This window comes from Palleniella intestinalis (assembly GCF_013166595.1).
Classification (GTDB): domain Bacteria; phylum Bacteroidota; class Bacteroidia; order Bacteroidales; family Bacteroidaceae; genus Prevotella; species Prevotella intestinalis.
Map to the genome: position 1 here is coordinate 514,710 of NZ_JABKKG010000001.1, position 18,143 is coordinate 532,852.

An 18,143-nucleotide genomic window follows, 5' to 3' on the forward strand; every position below is an offset into this window, starting at 1 on the left:
ATAACTTAATGAAACAGATATTCGTATTCCTTATCCTATCATTCCTTCTACCGGCAAACCTTATCCAAGCGCAAGTGAAACGTGAATTCCGTGGTGCTTGGATTCAATGTGTCAATGGACAGTTCATCGGCATGAGCACACAAGAGATGCAGAAAACATTGGCATACCAGCTTGACGAACTGCAAAAAGACGGATGCAACGCCATATTCTTCCAGGTGCGTCCCGAATGTGACGCACTGTACGAAAGCCGTCTCGAACCTTGGAGCCGGTTCCTTACAGGCAAGCAGGGCGTAGCCCCTTCACCTTATTGGGACCCATTGGCATGGATGATAGAGCAATGCCATAAGCGCAACATGGAACTGCATGCATGGATAAACCCTTACCGCGCAAAGACAAAGTTCACACGCGAACTGGCTGACAACCATATCGCAAAGACAAACCCTGAGCTGGTGTTCCAATACGACGGTCTGCTTTTGCTTAATCCTGCTTATAGGAAAAACCGTGAGCATATCTGTCGTGTTGTACTGGACATCATCACACGCTATGACGTTGACGGGCTGCACATTGATGACTATTTCTATCCCTACCCTGCCGCAGGTCAGCAGATTCCGGACGCCGGTGATTTCAGAAGATACAGCAACGGAATAGCAGACATACGCGACTGGCGCAGATATAACGTGGATTTGTTCATGGAACAACTCTCAAAAACCATACGCAATGCAAAACCGTGGGTGAAATTCGGTGTCTCGCCTTTCGGCATCTACCGCAACAAAAAGTCCGACCCAAGGAACGGTTCTGACACCAACGGACTGCAGAACTATGACGACCTGTATGCCGATGTCCTCAAATGGGTGAACAATGGTTGGGTGGATTACTGTGTGCCACAGATATATTGGCAGATTGGACACAAGGCTGCCGACTATGCAACCCTCATACGCTGGTGGGACAAGCATTGCGGAAACCGCCCACTGTTCATCGGCGAAGATGTCGAGCGCACTGTGAAATTCGCTGATCCTGCGAATCCAAACGCCCACCAGCTTGACGCAAAGATGCGCCTTCACCGTGAGATGAAGCATGTCAACGGCCATGTCCTCTGGTATGCAAAAGCAGCAGTGGATAATGTTGGCAATTATGGAACACTGCTGCGCACCAAATACTGGAAGAAGCCGGCATTGATGCCTGAAATGAAATTCATCAGCAAGAACGCCCCGAAAAAGGTAAAAAGCCTGAAAAGTGTATGGACATCTGACGGATACATGCTTTTCTGGACCGCACCAAAGTCCAAAGATTGGAGCACAGAGGCAACTAAATATGTTGTCTATGCTTTCAAGAAAGGCAGCAAGATTGACACAAGCAGCGCAGCGAACATTGTCGCCATCACAAGCAACACGTTTGTCAAACTCAATTACATCCACGGAAAGGAAAACTACACATTCGTAGTCACACCACTCAACCGCATACACAACGAAGGCAAAACCGCCAAGAAAAAGGTGAAACTATAACATGCGACGTATCGCCTCTCCTATAAACAAAATAGTAAAACAATGAGAAAAACAGCATTACTCCTTGTTCTGTTCCTGTCTATACCTATCATCATACAGGCAAAAAAACAAACAGTGACACTCCGCATCTTGGAGACATCCGACGTGCACGGGTGCTTCTTTCCATGGGATTTCATCAACAAACGCCCGATGAAAGGAACACTCGCCAGACTCTCCACATATTTAAATAATGTGCGCAGCGAGAACCCTGACGGGGTTATCCTACTTGAAAACGGTGACATACTTCAGGGGCAACCTATAAACTACTATTACAATTACATCAGCCCTGAGAAGACAAACATCGCCGCACAGTGCATCAACTACCTGAAATATGATGCACAGAACTGGGGCAACCATGACACTGAGACGGGACATCCATGCTATGACAAATGGGGCAAGGAGATTCAGGCTCCTGTCCTCGGTGCAAATGTCATAGACAGAAAAACCGAGAAGCCTTACCTGAAACCATACACAATAATAGAACGCAAGGGCATAAAAGTGGCTGTCATCGGCATGATTACCCCTGCAGTCCCAAACTGGCTGTCAGAGAATCTGTGGTCAGGGCTGGCGTTCGAGGACATGGTCGCTTCTTCCCGCAAATGGATTGAGACTGTCAGGAAAGAAGAGAATCCGGACATAATCATCGGGCTGTTTCATGCCGGACTGAGCGGTGGAATAAGTGCCAACGGATACGACGAGGACGCTTCAGAGCGTGTTGCGAAGGAAGTGCCAGGATTCGATGCCATACTTTTCGGACATGACCACCGTATCTATAACAACAAAGTCGTGAACTGTGAGAACAAAGAGGTGCTGCTCTGCAACCCGGCAAGCAATGCGCAGAATGTCGTTGATGTAACAATTGCCATAACAAAGAACGGCAAAAAAGTCATTTCCAAGACCATTGACGGCAAGATTGTTGACATCAGGAACATGGATGTTGACAACAAGTTCATGGCACATTTCACAAAAGACATTGAAGATGTCAAAGAATGGGCTGACAGGAAAATAGGCACAACCGACACAACTATCACCACACGCGACAGTTTCTTTGGTTCAAGCGCCTTCACAGACCTTGTCCACAATCTGCAACTTAGCATCACCGGAGCTGACATTTCACTCACAGCACCTCTCACATTCAATGCCACTCTTGCAAAAGGGGACATCACCGTTGCCGACATGTTCAACCTTTACAAGTTTGAAAACCAGCTTTATACAATGAAGCTCAGTGGGGAGGAAATCAGGAAACATCTTGAAATGTCATACGACCTTTGGGTGAACACCATGAAATCTCCTGACGACCACATCATGCTGCTTGACAACACATCCAGCAATGATAACCAGCGCTCGGGATTCAAGAACATGACTTTCAATTTCGACTCTGCCGCCGGAATAATCTATACTGTGGATGTCACAAAGCCTGACGGCAGCAAAGTAAACATCATAAGCATGGCTGACGGCTCGCCTTTTGATGAGAAGAAAATATATAAAGTTGCCGTCAACAGCTATCGTGGCAATGGCGGCGGCGAACTTCTCACACTCGGAGCCGGCATCCCGAAAGAGAAACTTGATGAAAGAATCATCGCACGCACGGAACATGACCAGCGATGGTATCTCATGAAAGAGATAGAGCGACTCGGCAATATCAGCCCGAAAGCAAACAACAACTGGAAATTCATACCGGAAGAATGGGCAAAACCGGCAATAGAACGTGACCGCAAAATAATATTTGGAGAATGATGAAATATTGGTTTATATTCTATAAGGACTTGCTCCTCTTGCAAAAGGACAAGGAGGGAACGTACACAATCCCTTTCCAAGAGGAGTGTCCTGTCACACTTCAACCTTCACATACAATCCACAATATAACACCGCTTGCCTGTGATGACGGGAGTTCTTATCCAGTAAAAGCGATACGCATCGACAATCCCACGGATATGGAAGGATATGAGATGATAGGATTAAGGCAGTCCTACCACCTCATTCCGCTAGACCTGTACAACAAAGCAGGCAAATGCGAAGAAATCCTTTATTGGGATGAGCAGACAAGATTCTGCGGATGTTGCGGAGCTCCAATGGAACTTTCCACCGACATCTCAAAGAAATGCACACAATGCGGCAGGGAAATATGGCCCTCACCAGCCACGGCAATCATTGTCCTCATACACAGAGGCGATGAAGTTTTGCTTGTAAAGGCAAAGAATTTCAAGCGTGATTATTACGGACTCGTTGCTGGATTTGTAGAGACAGGCGAAAGTCTGGAAGAGACCGTGAAACGTGAAGTAATGGAAGAGACTGGTTTGGAGATCAGCAACATAAGGTATTTCGGTTCACAACCATGGCCCTACCCTTGCGGTCTGATGATTGGTTTCACTGCCGACTATGTCTCGGGAGAAATCCATATCCAGAAAGAGGAACTAAAAACCGCCGGTTGGTTCACACGCGACAATATGCCACCTATTCCTGAAAAGCTCTCCATCGCACGCAAACTAATTGATGATTGGCTGGTAAAATCATAGTGCAGCCCTATATACCATTTACAGCATATCATTACAAACCAACAAATTGCATTAACGTAAATATACAAAATAAGCTGTGTCTATTTTGACACAGCTTATTTTGTATATGCTGACAAAGTACTCTCTCTTACTTTATGAACAGCATTTCCCTATATTTAGGCAGTGTCCACAACTCATCCGAGATAAGGAGTTCAAGGCTGTCAATCTCTGTTCGGATTTCCTCCATGATTGGAACAACAGTGTCATGATAAGCCACAGCCTTCTCTCTTGCAGAAGGAAGCCTGTTTGCAACTTTCCTGTTGCCTACAAGCGTTGTCACTCCGGCCTCTATGCGCTCTATGCGCTCTGCAATCTCACGTATAATCTCCTTGTTGCGGTGAGTGAGTTTCTTGCATTCGTCTGCATCGAAAATCTTGTACATGTTTTCCACAAGTTCCACGAGTTCAGACTGATACTTTGTCGCTGTCGGGATGATATGGTTGAGCGAGAGATCGCCAAGGACTCTCGCCTCAATCTGAATCTTCTTTGTGTAGGTTTCCCATTTAACCTCGTTTCTTGCCTCAAGCTCACACTTTCTCATGACGTTCATAGACTCGAACATCCGGACACTGTCATCATCAAGGTATCTGTCGAAGACCACAGGGCATGAGTTCTCTGTATCCAGACCTCTTCTTTCTGCCTCCTGACGCCATTCTTCCGAATAGCCATTGCCGTCAAAGTGTATTGGCTTGCACGCCACAATGTCTTCACGCAAGACTTTCACCACAGCCTCATACTTCTCCTCGCCTGCTTCAACAAGTGCATCCACTCTGCGACGGAAGTCTGTCAGAGCCTCAGCAACAGCAGTGTTGAGCACTATCATTGAACTTGCACAGTTGGCCTCCGAGCCCACTGCACGGAACTCAAACCTGTTGCCGGTGAAAGCGAACGGTGATGTCCTGTTCCTGTCAGTGTTATCCATAAGGAGTTCCGGAATCACAGGAATATCAAGTTTCACCGCTTTTTTGCCTGCAAGGTTGAAGACATCTTTACTGTCAGACTTCTCAAGTGCTCCAAGGAGTTCGGAAAGCTGACGACCAAGGAATGACGACACAATGGCTGGTGGAGCCTCATTTGCACCAAGTCTGTGAGAATTGGATGCAGACATTATCGAAGCCTTCAGCAGTCCGTTGTGTTTGTACACACCCATAAGTGTCTCCACAATGAACACCGTGAATCTCAGGTTATCCATTGGAGTTTTGCCAGGTGCATGGAGCAATATTCCCGTATCAGTTGTCAGCGACCAGTTGTTATGCTTTCCGGAGCCATTGATTCCTGCAAACGGCTTTTCATGGAGCAGACATCTGAATCCATGCTTCCTTGCTATCCTCTTCATGATAGACATGAGGAGCATGTTATGGTCTATGGCGAGGTTCATTTCCTCAAAGATAGGCGCAATCTCAAACTGGTTTGGGGCAACCTCATTATGTCTTGTCTTGCATGGGATGCCAAGTTCCAAAGCCTTTATCTGAAGCTCTTTCATGAACTGTGCCACTCTCTCCGGAATTGTACCGAAATAGTGGTCGTCCATCTGCTGGTTCTTCGCCGAATCATGCCCCATCAGCGTCCTGCCTGTCATCACAAGGTCAGGCCTTGCTGCATAGAGATCCTCATCCACAAGGAAATATTCCTGCTCCCAACCAAGGTTTGCGGAGACTTTCTTTACATCAGGATAGAAAATCTTGCAAACTTCAGTCGCAGACTTGTCCACGGCAGCCAGTGCTCTGAGCAAAGGTGCTTTATAGTCAAGAGCTTCGCCTGTATATGATATGAAGATAGTCGGGATACATAATGTGTCATCCATGATAAACACAGGCGATGTGGGATCCCATGCAGAATACCCTCGCGCCTCGAATGTAGCCCTGATACCTCCGGAAGGGAATGAGGAAGCGTCCGGCTCCTGCTGTACAAGGAGCTTGCCCTCAAACTCCTCTATCATTCCGCCATTGCTGTCCAGCTCTACAAAAGAGTCATGCTTCTCCGCCGTACCCTCAGTAAGAGGCTGAAACCAGTGTGTATAGTGAGTCACTCCATTTTCCACAGCCCACTGCCTCATGCCCCTTGCCACAGCATCCGCTATGGAACGGTCAAAAGGTGCGCCATTGTCCATGACATCAACCATCTGTTCATAGACTTTGCTCGGAAGGTAGCGGTACATCTTTGCACGAGTGAAGACATACTTGCCAAAATAATCAGAAGGGCGTTCCTTTGGCTCTTCAACTATTATAGGCTTCTTTTTTGATGCAGTAATGACTGCGTGGAATCGTAAATTTGCCATTTGCTGTAATGTGATTTTACTTTTTATATCCGAAAACGTTGCAAAGTTAGATAATATTATTTAAATTAAGGTGTAGTGCAAGTTCCTTTTATGTTTTTTTACGATAATCGAATATTTTTGAAAAAAAAACACCGAAAAGTTTTATCAATTCAGAAAAAAGCAGTACCTTTGCACTCGCTAAGAACAAATGACGGTTTTGGTGCGTTAGTTCAGTTGGTTAGAATGCCAGCCTGTCACGCTGGAGGTCACGGGTTCGAGTCCCGTACGCACCGCCTAATTTTTCAAAACAGCACACACATTGGTGCGTTAGTTCAGTTGGTTAGAATGCCAGCCTGTCACGCTGGAGGTCACGGGTTCGAGTCCCGTACGCACCGCCTAATTTTTCAAAGCAGCACACACATTGGTGCGTTAGTTCAGTTGGTTAGAATGCCAGCCTGTCACGCTGGAGGTCACGGGTTCGAGTCCCGTACGCACCGCAAAGGAGATAAACTTTTGTTTGTCTCCTTTTTTTATGCAACACGCTCCATGATACTATGCGTTACCTACCAAACACTGCCACAATAGGAACACAAATACGGAACAATATAATTGTGAAACATTTGTTCAGACATTGTCCTCAAATGTTTCACAATCTACAGCATAACGAACTATTTGCAGCCATCCACAAAAGGAGACAACGCAACTGTTGGCGCACCATTCTCAAAACACCCCATAGTATAACCGCCATTGTACCCTGCCGGTGCCTGTGGCTCCCAATAGAAAACGCCTTCCACATCAGCCTTCATCATTCGCGCAATAAGCCGCTTGCATGTCTCAGCCTCATTGTATGGCATTCCTATTTCACAAATCATGACAGGTTTTCTGAACTTTGATTTCAAATAAGCTATGTTGGCTTCAACATCAGCAGCAACTTTCTCCCAGCCGCCGGCCTCGCCACTCTGCGCTGCCCAATATGGATAGACTGACATACCAATCATGTCATATCTCCCTCCATGGGCTTCCAAAGCGTCAAACATACGGTCATAGCGTCCCTGATCGTTACCATTATCCAAATGGACAATGCACTTTACTTTTGGAAACACACTCTTCGCAGCATCATAACCGGCATTGTTAAGCGCAGCATACTGCGCCGGATTCTTCTCTATATCCCCTACCGGCAACATCATTCCGGGAGTTGTCTCATTGCCAATCTGCACCCACTCCGGCATAACACCGGCAGCCTTGAGCGCACCCAATGTCTCCTTCACATGAGCAGCCACCGCGGCTTTCAGCTCCTCAAAAGGGAGTTTCTCCCAAGCGGCAGGCATCCTCTGCTTGCCGGGATCTGCCCAAGAGTCCGAGAAATGGAAGTCTATCATCGTGCGAAGCCCCAAACGTTCTGCACGCCGAGCCTTTACAACAACATCTTCTATGCCGTTCCAACGCTCTGCAGGGTTAACCCACACACGAAGACGGATAGAGTTTACACCGCAACATTCCTTCAACAATTGCATGCACTCCATCTTCTTCCGACCTTCTCCCGGAGCGTAAAAAGCCATACCTTTGTTCTCCATTTCTGTCACCCAACTGACATCTGCTCCACGAGCAAACCCCTTTTCCTTCTTGTCCACAACTGCCTCATTTCGTTTTTGCTCATCCGCAAAACACTCGCTCTTGCATTCCGAGCAGACAGACACAGCTACCATTGCAACACAGATTGCCAAGTTTCTCATTCGCATAATATTCTTTTAGATTTTAGTAAATCAACTATTCCTCTGCAAAAATAATACATTTTTTTCATAAACAGCAACAATTCACAAGAAAAAAAGCACGCCTCACCCTTACACACAAGCAAAAGAAAGCGGGACATCAGGCAGCACCAATGTGCTGTCCGGTGTCCCGCTATACGTTATCGCTGAAAAAACCAATTACTTAATCATGCTTATGCTGCGAGAGAGGAAGCTGTCGAGAGCCGCTCCGCGAAGCATACCGTTCTGAAGGAGTGCGAGGTCGATGAGCTGATGCACGACATCGTTCTTCTGCGCATAGTCAGCAAGCACTTTCTTGCGCGCATCTTTCTGAGCCTCTATGTCCTTATTTGTCTTTGCAAGGTCGTCCTTCTCATCCTGCGGAATCTCCTCATCCTTCTTGCCTGCCTTGCTCTGCTCAAGCACTGCCTTGCGAGCTTCAAGCCCCTTGATCTCACTGTCGATAGGCTTCAATTGGTCGGCACAAGCGGCATCAGTGTCGCTGAGAACCTTCGCGATAAGCGGATGGTCGGAGTTAAGCACCATACCGAAAGAGTCTGGCATCTCGCCATAGAACGACATTCCTGCCTGCAGATGAGACATTTCCTTCATACGGCGCATCCATTCGTTCTGAGTTATCACGACAGGCTTCTGCTCCGCACCAAGTCCCTCAACCTCAATGTTGAACTGCGCCTTCTCAATCTTAGGCAGCTGGCTCTGGAATACGGCTGACAAGTTGTCAGTCTCCGCTGCTGACAGTTCGGTCTTCTTGCGGTCTTCCTTAACGATAAGACGCTCAACGATGTCAGAATCAACACGTGTGAAGCGTGATTTCTCGAAATGCTGCTCAAACACCTGCACAGCCGGAACATCAAGCTCACCGTCGAACATCAGCACGGAATAGCCCTTGTCCTGAGCCGCCTTGATGTAGGAATACTGAGACTCCTTGTCGGTGGCATAGAGATAAATGAGGTTGCCGTCCTTGTCTGTCTGCGCCTCCTTGATAAGTTCCTTGTACTCGTCGTAAGTGAAGAACTTGCCTTCAATGTCTTTCAGCAGAGCAAACTCCTTGGCTCTGTCGTAGAAATCCATCTGAGAAAGCATACCATAGTTGATGAACAGCTTCAGAGAATCCCACTTCTCCTCGTACTCCTTGCGGTTCTCGTTGAAGATAGACTTCAGGCGGTCAGCAACTTTCTTTGTGATGTAAGTGCTGATTTTCTTCACGTTAGCGTCACTCTGAAGGTAAGAGCGGGAGACATTCAGCGGAATGTCCGGGGAATCAATCACACCATGGAGCAAGGTGAGGAACTCAGGAACGATGCCCTCCACCTGGTCTGTCACAAACACCTGGTTGCAGTAAAGCTGAATCTTGTTGCGTGTCAGTTCAAGGTTGGACTTCACCTTAGGGAAATAAAGTATACCTGTCAGGTTGAACGGATAGTCGACATTGAGGTGAATCCAGAACAGAGGCTCGTCGGACATAGGATAGAGCGTGCGGTAGAAGTTCTTGTAGTCCTCATCGGTCAGTGACGACGGAGTCTTCACCCACATAGGCTCAACACTGTTGATGATGTTGTCCTCGGCGGTGTCCACCATCTTCTTCTCCTCGGAACTCCACTCCTGCTTCTTGCCGAAAGCCACAGGGACGGACATGAACTTGCAGTATTTGTTCAGCAAATCCTGAATCTTCTGCTGCTCAAGGAATTCCTTGCAGTCCTCAGAGATGTGGAGGATAATGTCTGTACCGTGCTCCGCCTTCTCAGCGTCGGTAATCTCGTACTCAGGAGAGCCGTCGCAAGTCCATTTCACTGCCTTTGCACCGTCCTTGTATGACAATGTGACAATGTCCACCTTGTCAGAGACCATGAACGAAGAGTAGAAGCCGAGACCGAAATGACCTATTATCTGATTAGCGTCATCCTTGAACTTCTCGAGGAAATCCGTGACACCCGAGAATGCAATCTGATTGATGTAGCGGTCGATTTCCTCCTCGGTCATACCGATACCGTTGTCGCTGATTGTCAGTGTCTTTGCCTCTTTGTCCAAAGAAACTGTCACTTTCAGATTGTCAACACTGCCGCCGAACTCGCCTTTCTGTGCGAGAGTCTTCAACTTCTGTGATGCATCGACAGCGTTGGAAACCATCTCGCGAAGAAAGATTTCCTGATCACTGTACAAGAATTTCTTGATGACAGGGAAGATGTTCTCTGTCGTAACTCCAATATTTCCTTTTGCCATAATTGTATGTTTTTGTTTGTTATTATCGTTCTGCCATAGTCTTTACAAAATCCATGCCAAAACGACAGCATGGCAGTCGCAGCACATTCAGTCCGACAAACATCCACAATGTCAGAGACGAAAAACAGGCATGGATTTTCCCATTGCCAATAGGTGGCATAATGGTAGGTAACCTTTTGCATTGTAAAAGGTTACGATTGGCAAGGTGAAAGATTACCTTTCGCAGAGTAAAGTGTTACCTTTCGCCACGACAACTATTATTTAACGTTTGTTTGATTTTTAGTTTATCAAAAACAAACAAACACTTTACATTTTGCTACATGTCGCACCATTTTGCTTGCATATTAACAAAGGAGAGGTGATTTCTTGCAATCCATTCCTCATTTTTTCCTCTTTTTTCAAAGCGAAGCGAAAAAAAGCACCGGTTTATGCTTTATTTACAAAAACAAATGTTATCTTTGTACCCGAAATACCTATGTGACCTGAAACCTTTATATCATCTGCCATTTATGAGGAACACCACACGCACAGCATTGGCATTCTGCCTTACTTTTCTTTCCACAAACATGCTCTATGCCAGAGACATAGGGCAGAATGAGGATGAAGCCATTAAAACCATAGTCTTCCGATACGATGCTGCAGGCAACAGGATTGCACGCAGCACCGGCAGCAATGCCAAGCAGGGCAGCCGTGCAAAAAGCAGAGCCTTTTCCGGTGCGGACATCACGAAGAATGCCGATAAGGAAGACAGCTACACAATCAGGATAGAGACATCGGCAGTTCTGCATGACTGCACTTTGAACATCTATGACCATTCCGGCAGACTGCTTGCCGACAAGGTGCTCAAAGAGCCGGCAAGCGAACTGTCAATGGAGGGATTCCGTCCGGGCGTGTATATCATAGAGGTCATAACCGATAAGGGTACGTATTCAACAAAAATCATCAAAAGATAGCAGCCATGAAGAGAAGAGATACAAAATACAACTTATTCATACTATTATTGTTGGTATGCACCACCGTTTTTGCCAATAATGCAATGGCATCTTCCGTACGAAACGTTGTGTCTTCAAGCGATGACAATGATTTCGGGTACACGAAACAGCCTGTAATCTCCACGTCCGAGGACTCCCCTGTCCTACCCTCAAACGGCGTGTTTGATGTATCACAGGCGGGTGCTGCAACATATTCCTATGCCATCAATTCCCCACAAGGCGTTGGCGGCATGAACCCGAACATTGCCATAACCTACAACAGCCAAAGCGGAAACGGCATCGTTGGGTGGGGATGCAGCATCAGTGGCATCTCCGCAATCACACGCGGGATGCAAACAATCTTTCATGATGGCGTAGCAGTTGGCATAAAACATACAAACGATGATATCTATTATGTTGACGGAGTAAGACTGAGATTTGTTCCTGGAACAAAAACCGGTCCTGGTGCTACATATATTCCGGAAAACGCACCTTACATCAAATATGCCTGCAACACAACAAACGGCAACTTGTCATTTAGTGTAACCGCAGAGAATGGGCTGACATATGAATATGGCGCAACCTCGGATTCAAGGCAGATTTACACAGCCCCCAACAGCTATAACACAGTATATACCTGGTATATTAGCAAAGCAACAGACCATAATGGAAACTATATCACTTACAAATATACAACAGACAACGGTACAGTCTATCCGAAAGAAATAATCTACGGAACAAACACCAAGCAAGATACACATACCTATAATTACATACGCTTCAACTACGAGCAACGCCCTGATGTGCAAGAGTATCTCTTATGGAAACATAAGATGGAGATGTCACAGCGTCTCAGCAGCATTGAGGTTGGGACAAACACTAATACATACAGGACTTATACATTCCAATACAACACAAAGGACTTGTCAGGCAAGACTTTCTCACGCCTGCACACCATTACGGAACAGAATGCAACAGGAGAGTCGCGCCCTCCAGTGACATTCCAATGGGACAATCTTCCGGCATTCTCACAGAAGGTGCTCACTCCGGAAATCCACCTTCCAAAAGGGTCGTACACAAACACTGGCACTTGTACTTATGAAATCAAGATAGAGAACGAGACCTTCTTCGCTTGCGACATGACCGGTGATGGACTTGCTGACATTGTAGAATTTGCATCTTATTCAGAGATAGATGAATGTGGAGGACACACTAGTACCATAGACAACACACATCTTTATGTATATCAAGCAATCAATTATAATGGTGTGTTAAGATATATCCTTGCCAACACATTCAAGCTGGGATTCAGTGGATCATTTGAAGGTTTTGAGAATAACAAACTTTCATCATATCAATTGGACTTTGACGGTGACGGACTTGCAGATATTTGCATACCACAATATATAACAGGAGGAGGCTACAATGGCAGAGACATTGTCTTTGCCATTGCCCGAGGTAAGGATGTTATATCCAGAAACTCCATACCCAAAGGTTTTTCTCATAAAATGAAAAGCAATGACAATAGTCCGCTTTTCACCGCTACAGACATTGACAATGATGGACGAACAGAGGTCATTGTACTCGAAAAAGAACTATATGAAGGAAGCTATATCTGTGAAATCATAGGATATAAAGACGAAAGCAGTACAAGACATCGTGAATACAAGCTGACATTGCCAGAAGCACCAAAGAATATCTATACAAGTGACTTCAACAATGATGGAATTCCAGACCTCATGATTATCTACGAACATGGATATAAGATTTATTTCAACAATGTTGGCTATTTTCAGGGAGGAGGTACGTTTAATGAATACAACTACATTTCAGGCAATTCTTTGACATACGCAGACAGGATTTTCCAAGGGGATTTCAATGGTGATGGGCTCACTGATTTCCTGACAAACTGCACAAACAATTCAAACTGGTATTTTTACTTTAATTGCGGCAACGGCACTTTCAATAAGGAACACGCATGCACATCCGGGCTTTACAAACATTCCAATGGAAAGGATGATGACAAGATGCAGTGCATGGTGTTTGACTTTGACAATGACGGCAAGTCGGATGTCGTGATGACAAATTATGTAGGCACTTATTTTCCGTCAAAGACTGTCTGGATGCGTTCAACAGGGTCGTCTCTCGTTCCTGTAAAGGAGTCTGTCTCCCAAAACGAGCAGACTTCACTCGCCTCACGGTTTGCAGTAGGATGCTTTACCGGCAGTGGACAAATGGAGCTTATGAACTATGGCTCTGATTGTTACAACTCAGATAATAGTGAGTCAAGAATACATATATACACAAATGAAAGCTTAACTCCGTCAAGCGGAAAAGTCACATCCATAACGGATGAGACAGGGCATTCTGTTAACATTTCATATTCTTCCCTGACCGACACAAATGTCTATTCCCAAGGTAACGCATGTACCTATCCCGTTGTAAGCACTACCGTTCCAATGCATGTCGTAAGTGCTGTGAATACAGACAATGGCGCTGCAGGGAATGCAGAGACAACATATAAGTACACCGGCATGCAAACCCATGTGGCGGGGCGCGGCTTCCTTGGATTCGCAACTATTGCTGCAAAAAACGAAACCACAGGTGACAAGGTTGAGACACGAATCACTAACCGGGATGAAATAAACTTTTTCCCGACAAAAACTATTGTCAGGAAAAGTACGGGTTGGGATTCAGAAACCACAACAATTACAAATACATACGAAAATTTTACAAACAGGACATTCACACTAAAAGAATCAGTCTCAAAGATTGTTGACCCTGATAATTTTTACAACACCTCGTATAAGGTTTATGATACTCAGTACGGTTATCTGCTATCGGAAAAAGAGGAAGGTGACATCACCTCCAACTACCATGAGACTGTTTACAGTGATTACAAAAAGTATGGCTCCAAATGGTTGCCATCGACAATCACATATATTGACAGCAATGAAGATGCTGATGACCCGGTGGAAAGGGAGACACACATCACCTATAACGAAAATGGGCAGAAAGTATCAGAGTGCGTAAACTATGGCACGAGTCTGCCAATAACCCATGAATACCAATACGACAGTTTCGGCAACGTAACTTCCTTATCAACAAGCGGAAACGGTGTCGAAAAGATAGATGACTTAACAGAGTACGACAGTTCAGGGCGGTTTGTTGTAAAGAAACAGACATCTCCTGCGTCAACTATACTCACCTACAATCATGACATGTGGGGAAATCTTTTGTCGGAGACAGATGCGACAAATCCGGCGAAACCTCTCACCACTACCTACACGTACAACTCGTGGGGACAGGCGGAGTCTGCCACATCCCCGACAGGAGCGCGGGCTAAGACAATAAGGGGCTGGAACAATGATACTGCCAAACGGTATTATGTGCTGGAACTTGCTGACGGACAGCCATGGACAAAGACATGGTTTGACAGCATGGGACGTGAAGTGCTGAAGGAAAGTGTAGGGTTGAAAGACATCGAACTGTCAACCAAGACGGAGTATAACAAGCGCGGACTACCGACACAAGTGACGTCACAGACCGGAGACATCTCTGTCACAAAGACATTGCAATATGACAGCCGTAGACGCGTCACAAGCGAGACAAGCAGCAATGCAGGAACAATAACCTACTCCTACAATGGCAGAGATGTCACCATTGACGACAACGGACGCAAGTCAACAAAGGTCTATGGTGACGGAGGACTTGTAAGATCTGCAACTGACACGTCGGGAGAAATATGTTACACATATAATGCTTTCGGCAAGCCTGCTGAAGTATCTGTGATTTCGTTCGCAAACCCTGTCACCATGGAGTATGATGATGTCGGCAACAGGATTGCATTGAACGACCCTGATGCCGGACGCACGACATACAACTATGATGCTCTCGGACGGTTGAGGACACGGACGGACGCAAGAGGACGCAAAACCTCCTACAACTTTGACGCATTAGGGCGAAAAACAGAAGTTCTTGGCAACGATGCTGTCTTCGCCACATTCAAATATGGCGAGAGTGGCAATGATGCCCAAAAACTAATCGAAGAAAGGAGCGGTAATTTATATACGACATATTCGTATGATGAATACGGACGTTTGTCATCCAAAACACGCCATATAGACGGCGAGGAACTTTCATATTCATATACATACAACTCGCTTGGGCAGGTCACACGCATTGTTTATCCAGGTGGAGTGACTGCTGATTATGGCTACGACTGCTATGGGAACAACACCTCTATTTCTGTAGAAAATAAGGTAGTTTGGAGTGTTGGCACGTATACAGGAAAGTCTCTGTCGACAGAATTATTCAGAGGAACTTTTGGTGAAGATGCATACTATGATGACAGCGGAAGAACAATGTCAAATATATTAGTTAAGTATGGTGATGCCAACAAACCCAACAGTATTTACGCCACCTCTTATTCGTACGACAAAACCACTGGCAACTTAAAAAGTCGGAGTATAGACAGAACCGGTATCAGAGCCTCGCAATATGAGACTTTGGACACACTTGTTTCCAAAAGGCTTGACACAGGCGGCATAAGCCTGATGTCCACAAATGATTTCATCGCGAATCTTGACCATGTGCAGCATGAGGCTTTTTGGCTTTTCAGAACAGAGAAATTCACATACGATGATGCTGACAGGCTAATACAAGTTGACAGGAACAACAGACCATTACAGACCATAGAATATGCCGACAACGGCAACATTCTGTCCAAGACAGACATCGGAACATACAACTACGACAGCCACAAGGAGCATGCTGTGTCAAGCATAGACGCCACAGGCACTAAGTACCGGCCAAACGACCAAGAAGTATCCTACAATTTCTTCGGCAAGGCAGAGACTGTTTCTGAATGGGATGATGAGAATCCTAAAGAACTGAACATCACCTATGGTCCTGACACGGAACGCTGGAAGAGTGCTCTTTACATCGATGATGAAGAAAAACGCACAATAATTTATGCTGATGACTATGAGCAGATAACTGAAAATGGCATTACACGGCAGTTCTACTACCTTGGCAATAATGTTATCCTCCTTAGAGAAACAGATAAAGCAGACCGTATCTGTTTTGCCACAACCGACAACCTTGGGAGCATCCTACGCATCACAGACGAAAACGGGGAGAAACTGTTCGAAGCAGTGTATGACGCTTGGGGAAAACAGGATGTGCTAAAGAATGATATAGGCTTTGTGCGCGGTTACACAGGTCATGAGATGCTGCCGGAGTTCGGACTCATCAACATGAACGGCAGAATCTACGATCCTGCCCTCGGACGCTTCCTCAGCCCGGACAACTATGTGCAGATGCCTGACAACACGCAGAGCTTCAACCGATACACGTACTGCATAAACAATCCGCTGAAATATACAGACCCGGATGGGCAATGGTTTGGCATTGACGACCTGTTTGCTTGCGTTATTGGCGGCACAATCAATTTAGCTGTCAATTTATTTGAGGGAAATGTCAAGAACATCTGGCATGGTGCGACTTTGTTTGCGGCTGGTGCAGCTGCAGGAGAATGTGCACTATATGGACAAGTGGGAGTCAGTGCCATAGCAATTGGTGCAGGCAATAGCATTATAAACCAAGGATTCACAAATGGTTGGAACAATATAGACTGGGGGCAAGTCGGCATTTCAGGAACCATGTCGCTGATGACATCTGTTATTGGAGGACAGATCGGAGGGTATTTGGCGAAACCATTAGGAACTCTTACATCGAACATCTCAAACACCGTCCTAAGGAATATTGCATATTATTCATTATGCAATTCTTCTGCCGGATTTATATTAGGAACAGGTTTCAGTCTTATTAATGGAAATGAAGGTGGAATTGGCGCAGCCTTGAAATCCGGTCTGGAAAGTGCAGGGATAGGACTTGTAACCGGTGCAATAAATGGGTTTGGTTCAGGAATACAAGAACAGAGATTACAAAAGACATTAAGCATTAGGTATGACATCCAACCAGAAGAAATAGTCAGACAAACATTAGCATCACCAGAAACACCAACAGGTACTGGTACGAATAGTGTGTATTTGGGAAGAGATGAGAATGGTGATGTTAGATATGTAGGAATAACAAATCGCGATCCACAACTAAGGTTTAACGAACATTTAAATTCTGGAACAGGAAAAGCCACTTTACATTATGACGTGTTAGAGGGAACAGGAACTTTGAGTCGTATCCAAGCACGAATAATTGAGCAACGTCTAATTAATGCTTATGGTATTGGAAAACATGGTTCCCCACTTTATAATAAAATTAATTCTATCCGTCCCAGTGATTGGAAAAAATATGGAATAATTCATTAATATATAATTATATGCAAAAACGAATAGTAACAAAGATTGGCAACATCTTTTGTGTTGAAATTGATGACAAGAGCAAGAGATTCTTTCAGTATATTGCAAATGATCTTACTCAACTTAACAGTTCTGTTATAAGGGTATTTAAGCGAAATTATCCGTTGGATTCAGCTCCAAGTATGGATGAAATCATAGACGATGAAGTGGATTTCTATGCACATACAGTGTTAAGTGTAGGAATACGTACAAGCACATGGTATAAAGTAGGGAACCATAAAGAACTTGGCAACATAGACAATATTATGTTTAAAAAATTCAGCGAGTTAAGCTACAGCCATATGACAAAGTCAAATAATTGGTATATATGGAACATTAGTAAAGAAACAGTATGGATTGGTGAGATGACCGATGAATATAGACATTTGGACTTGGGATTTGTCTTTCCATATAGTCAAATAGTTGCAAAAATAAAAACTGGTGAATATACTATAAAAATACTGGAATAAA

General features: G+C 45.2%; 9 protein-coding genes and 3 tRNA genes. 9 read left to right on the forward strand and 3 right to left on the reverse strand.

The features are described 5' to 3' along the window. Positions 1–8: 8 nt before the first annotated feature. From HPS57_RS02185 to nudC, 3 genes are read left to right on the forward strand one after another with little or no spacing between them, the layout of a single operon-like run. Positions 9–1,502, forward strand: coding sequence for a glycoside hydrolase family 10-like protein (locus HPS57_RS02185; protein WP_172179737.1), 1,494 nt, complete (start codon positions 9–11; stop codon positions 1,500–1,502). Positions 1,503–1,544: 42 nt separating this feature from the next. Continuing rightward, positions 1,545–3,278 (forward strand): bifunctional metallophosphatase/5'-nucleotidase, encoded by a 1,734-nt coding sequence (locus tag HPS57_RS02190; protein WP_172179739.1) that lies wholly within the window; start codon positions 1,545–1,547, stop codon positions 3,276–3,278. Beyond that, positions 3,275–4,057, forward strand: coding sequence for an NAD(+) diphosphatase (nudC, locus tag HPS57_RS02195; RefSeq protein WP_172179741.1), 783 nt, complete (start codon positions 3,275–3,277; stop codon positions 4,055–4,057). Before HPS57_RS02190 ends, nudC begins: the two co-directional genes overlap by 4 nt. 127 nt (positions 4,058–4,184) lie before the next feature. Here nudC and HPS57_RS02200 read toward each other — a convergent pair whose 3' ends face one another. Beyond that, the gene (locus HPS57_RS02200; protein ID WP_172179743.1) at positions 4,185–6,374 is read right to left on the reverse strand and encodes a glutamine synthetase III family protein; all 2,190 of its coding nucleotides are present in this window, start codon (positions 6,372–6,374) and stop codon (positions 4,185–4,187) included. A gap of 198 nt (positions 6,375–6,572) precedes the next feature. Between HPS57_RS02200 and HPS57_RS02205 the strand changes: the two genes are divergently transcribed. The 3 genes from HPS57_RS02205 to HPS57_RS02215 all read left to right on the forward strand — a co-directional run bounded on the left by HPS57_RS02205 (position 6,573) and on the right by HPS57_RS02215 (position 6,850). Next, positions 6,573–6,646 (forward strand) — tRNA-Asp (locus HPS57_RS02205). Between the two features lie 28 nt (positions 6,647–6,674). After that, positions 6,675–6,748 (forward strand) — tRNA-Asp (locus HPS57_RS02210). A 28-nt stretch (positions 6,749–6,776) separates the two neighbouring features. Beyond that, positions 6,777–6,850, forward strand: a tRNA-Asp gene (locus HPS57_RS02215). 171 nt (positions 6,851–7,021) lie between these two features. Here HPS57_RS02215 and HPS57_RS02220 read toward each other — a convergent pair. Then, positions 7,022–8,086, reverse strand: coding sequence for a glycoside hydrolase family 53 protein (locus HPS57_RS02220; RefSeq protein ID WP_253946432.1), 1,065 nt, complete (start codon positions 8,084–8,086; stop codon positions 7,022–7,024). A 195-nt stretch (positions 8,087–8,281) separates the two neighbouring features. After that, positions 8,282–10,342, reverse strand: a complete 2,061-nt coding sequence (htpG, locus tag HPS57_RS02225; protein ID WP_172179747.1) for a molecular chaperone HtpG — start codon at positions 10,340–10,342, stop codon at positions 8,282–8,284. Positions 10,343–10,851: 509 nt separating this feature from the next. On the opposite strand from htpG, the gene HPS57_RS02230 reads away from it, so the two are divergent. The 3 genes from HPS57_RS02230 to HPS57_RS02240 are packed head-to-tail and all read left to right on the forward strand — an operon-like array spanning position 10,852 to position 18,142. After that, positions 10,852–11,295 (forward strand): T9SS type A sorting domain-containing protein, encoded by a 444-nt coding sequence (locus HPS57_RS02230; protein WP_172179749.1) that lies wholly within the window; start codon positions 10,852–10,854, stop codon positions 11,293–11,295. Between the two features lie 5 nt (positions 11,296–11,300). Next, entirely contained in the window at positions 11,301–17,642 is a 6,342-nt protein-coding gene (locus tag HPS57_RS02235) for an RHS repeat-associated core domain-containing protein (protein ID WP_172179751.1), read from the forward strand. A gap of 11 nt (positions 17,643–17,653) precedes the next feature. Then, positions 17,654–18,142, forward strand: a complete 489-nt coding sequence (locus HPS57_RS02240; protein ID WP_172179753.1) for a hypothetical protein — start codon at positions 17,654–17,656, stop codon at positions 18,140–18,142. The last annotated feature ends 1 nt before the right edge of the window (position 18,143 follow it).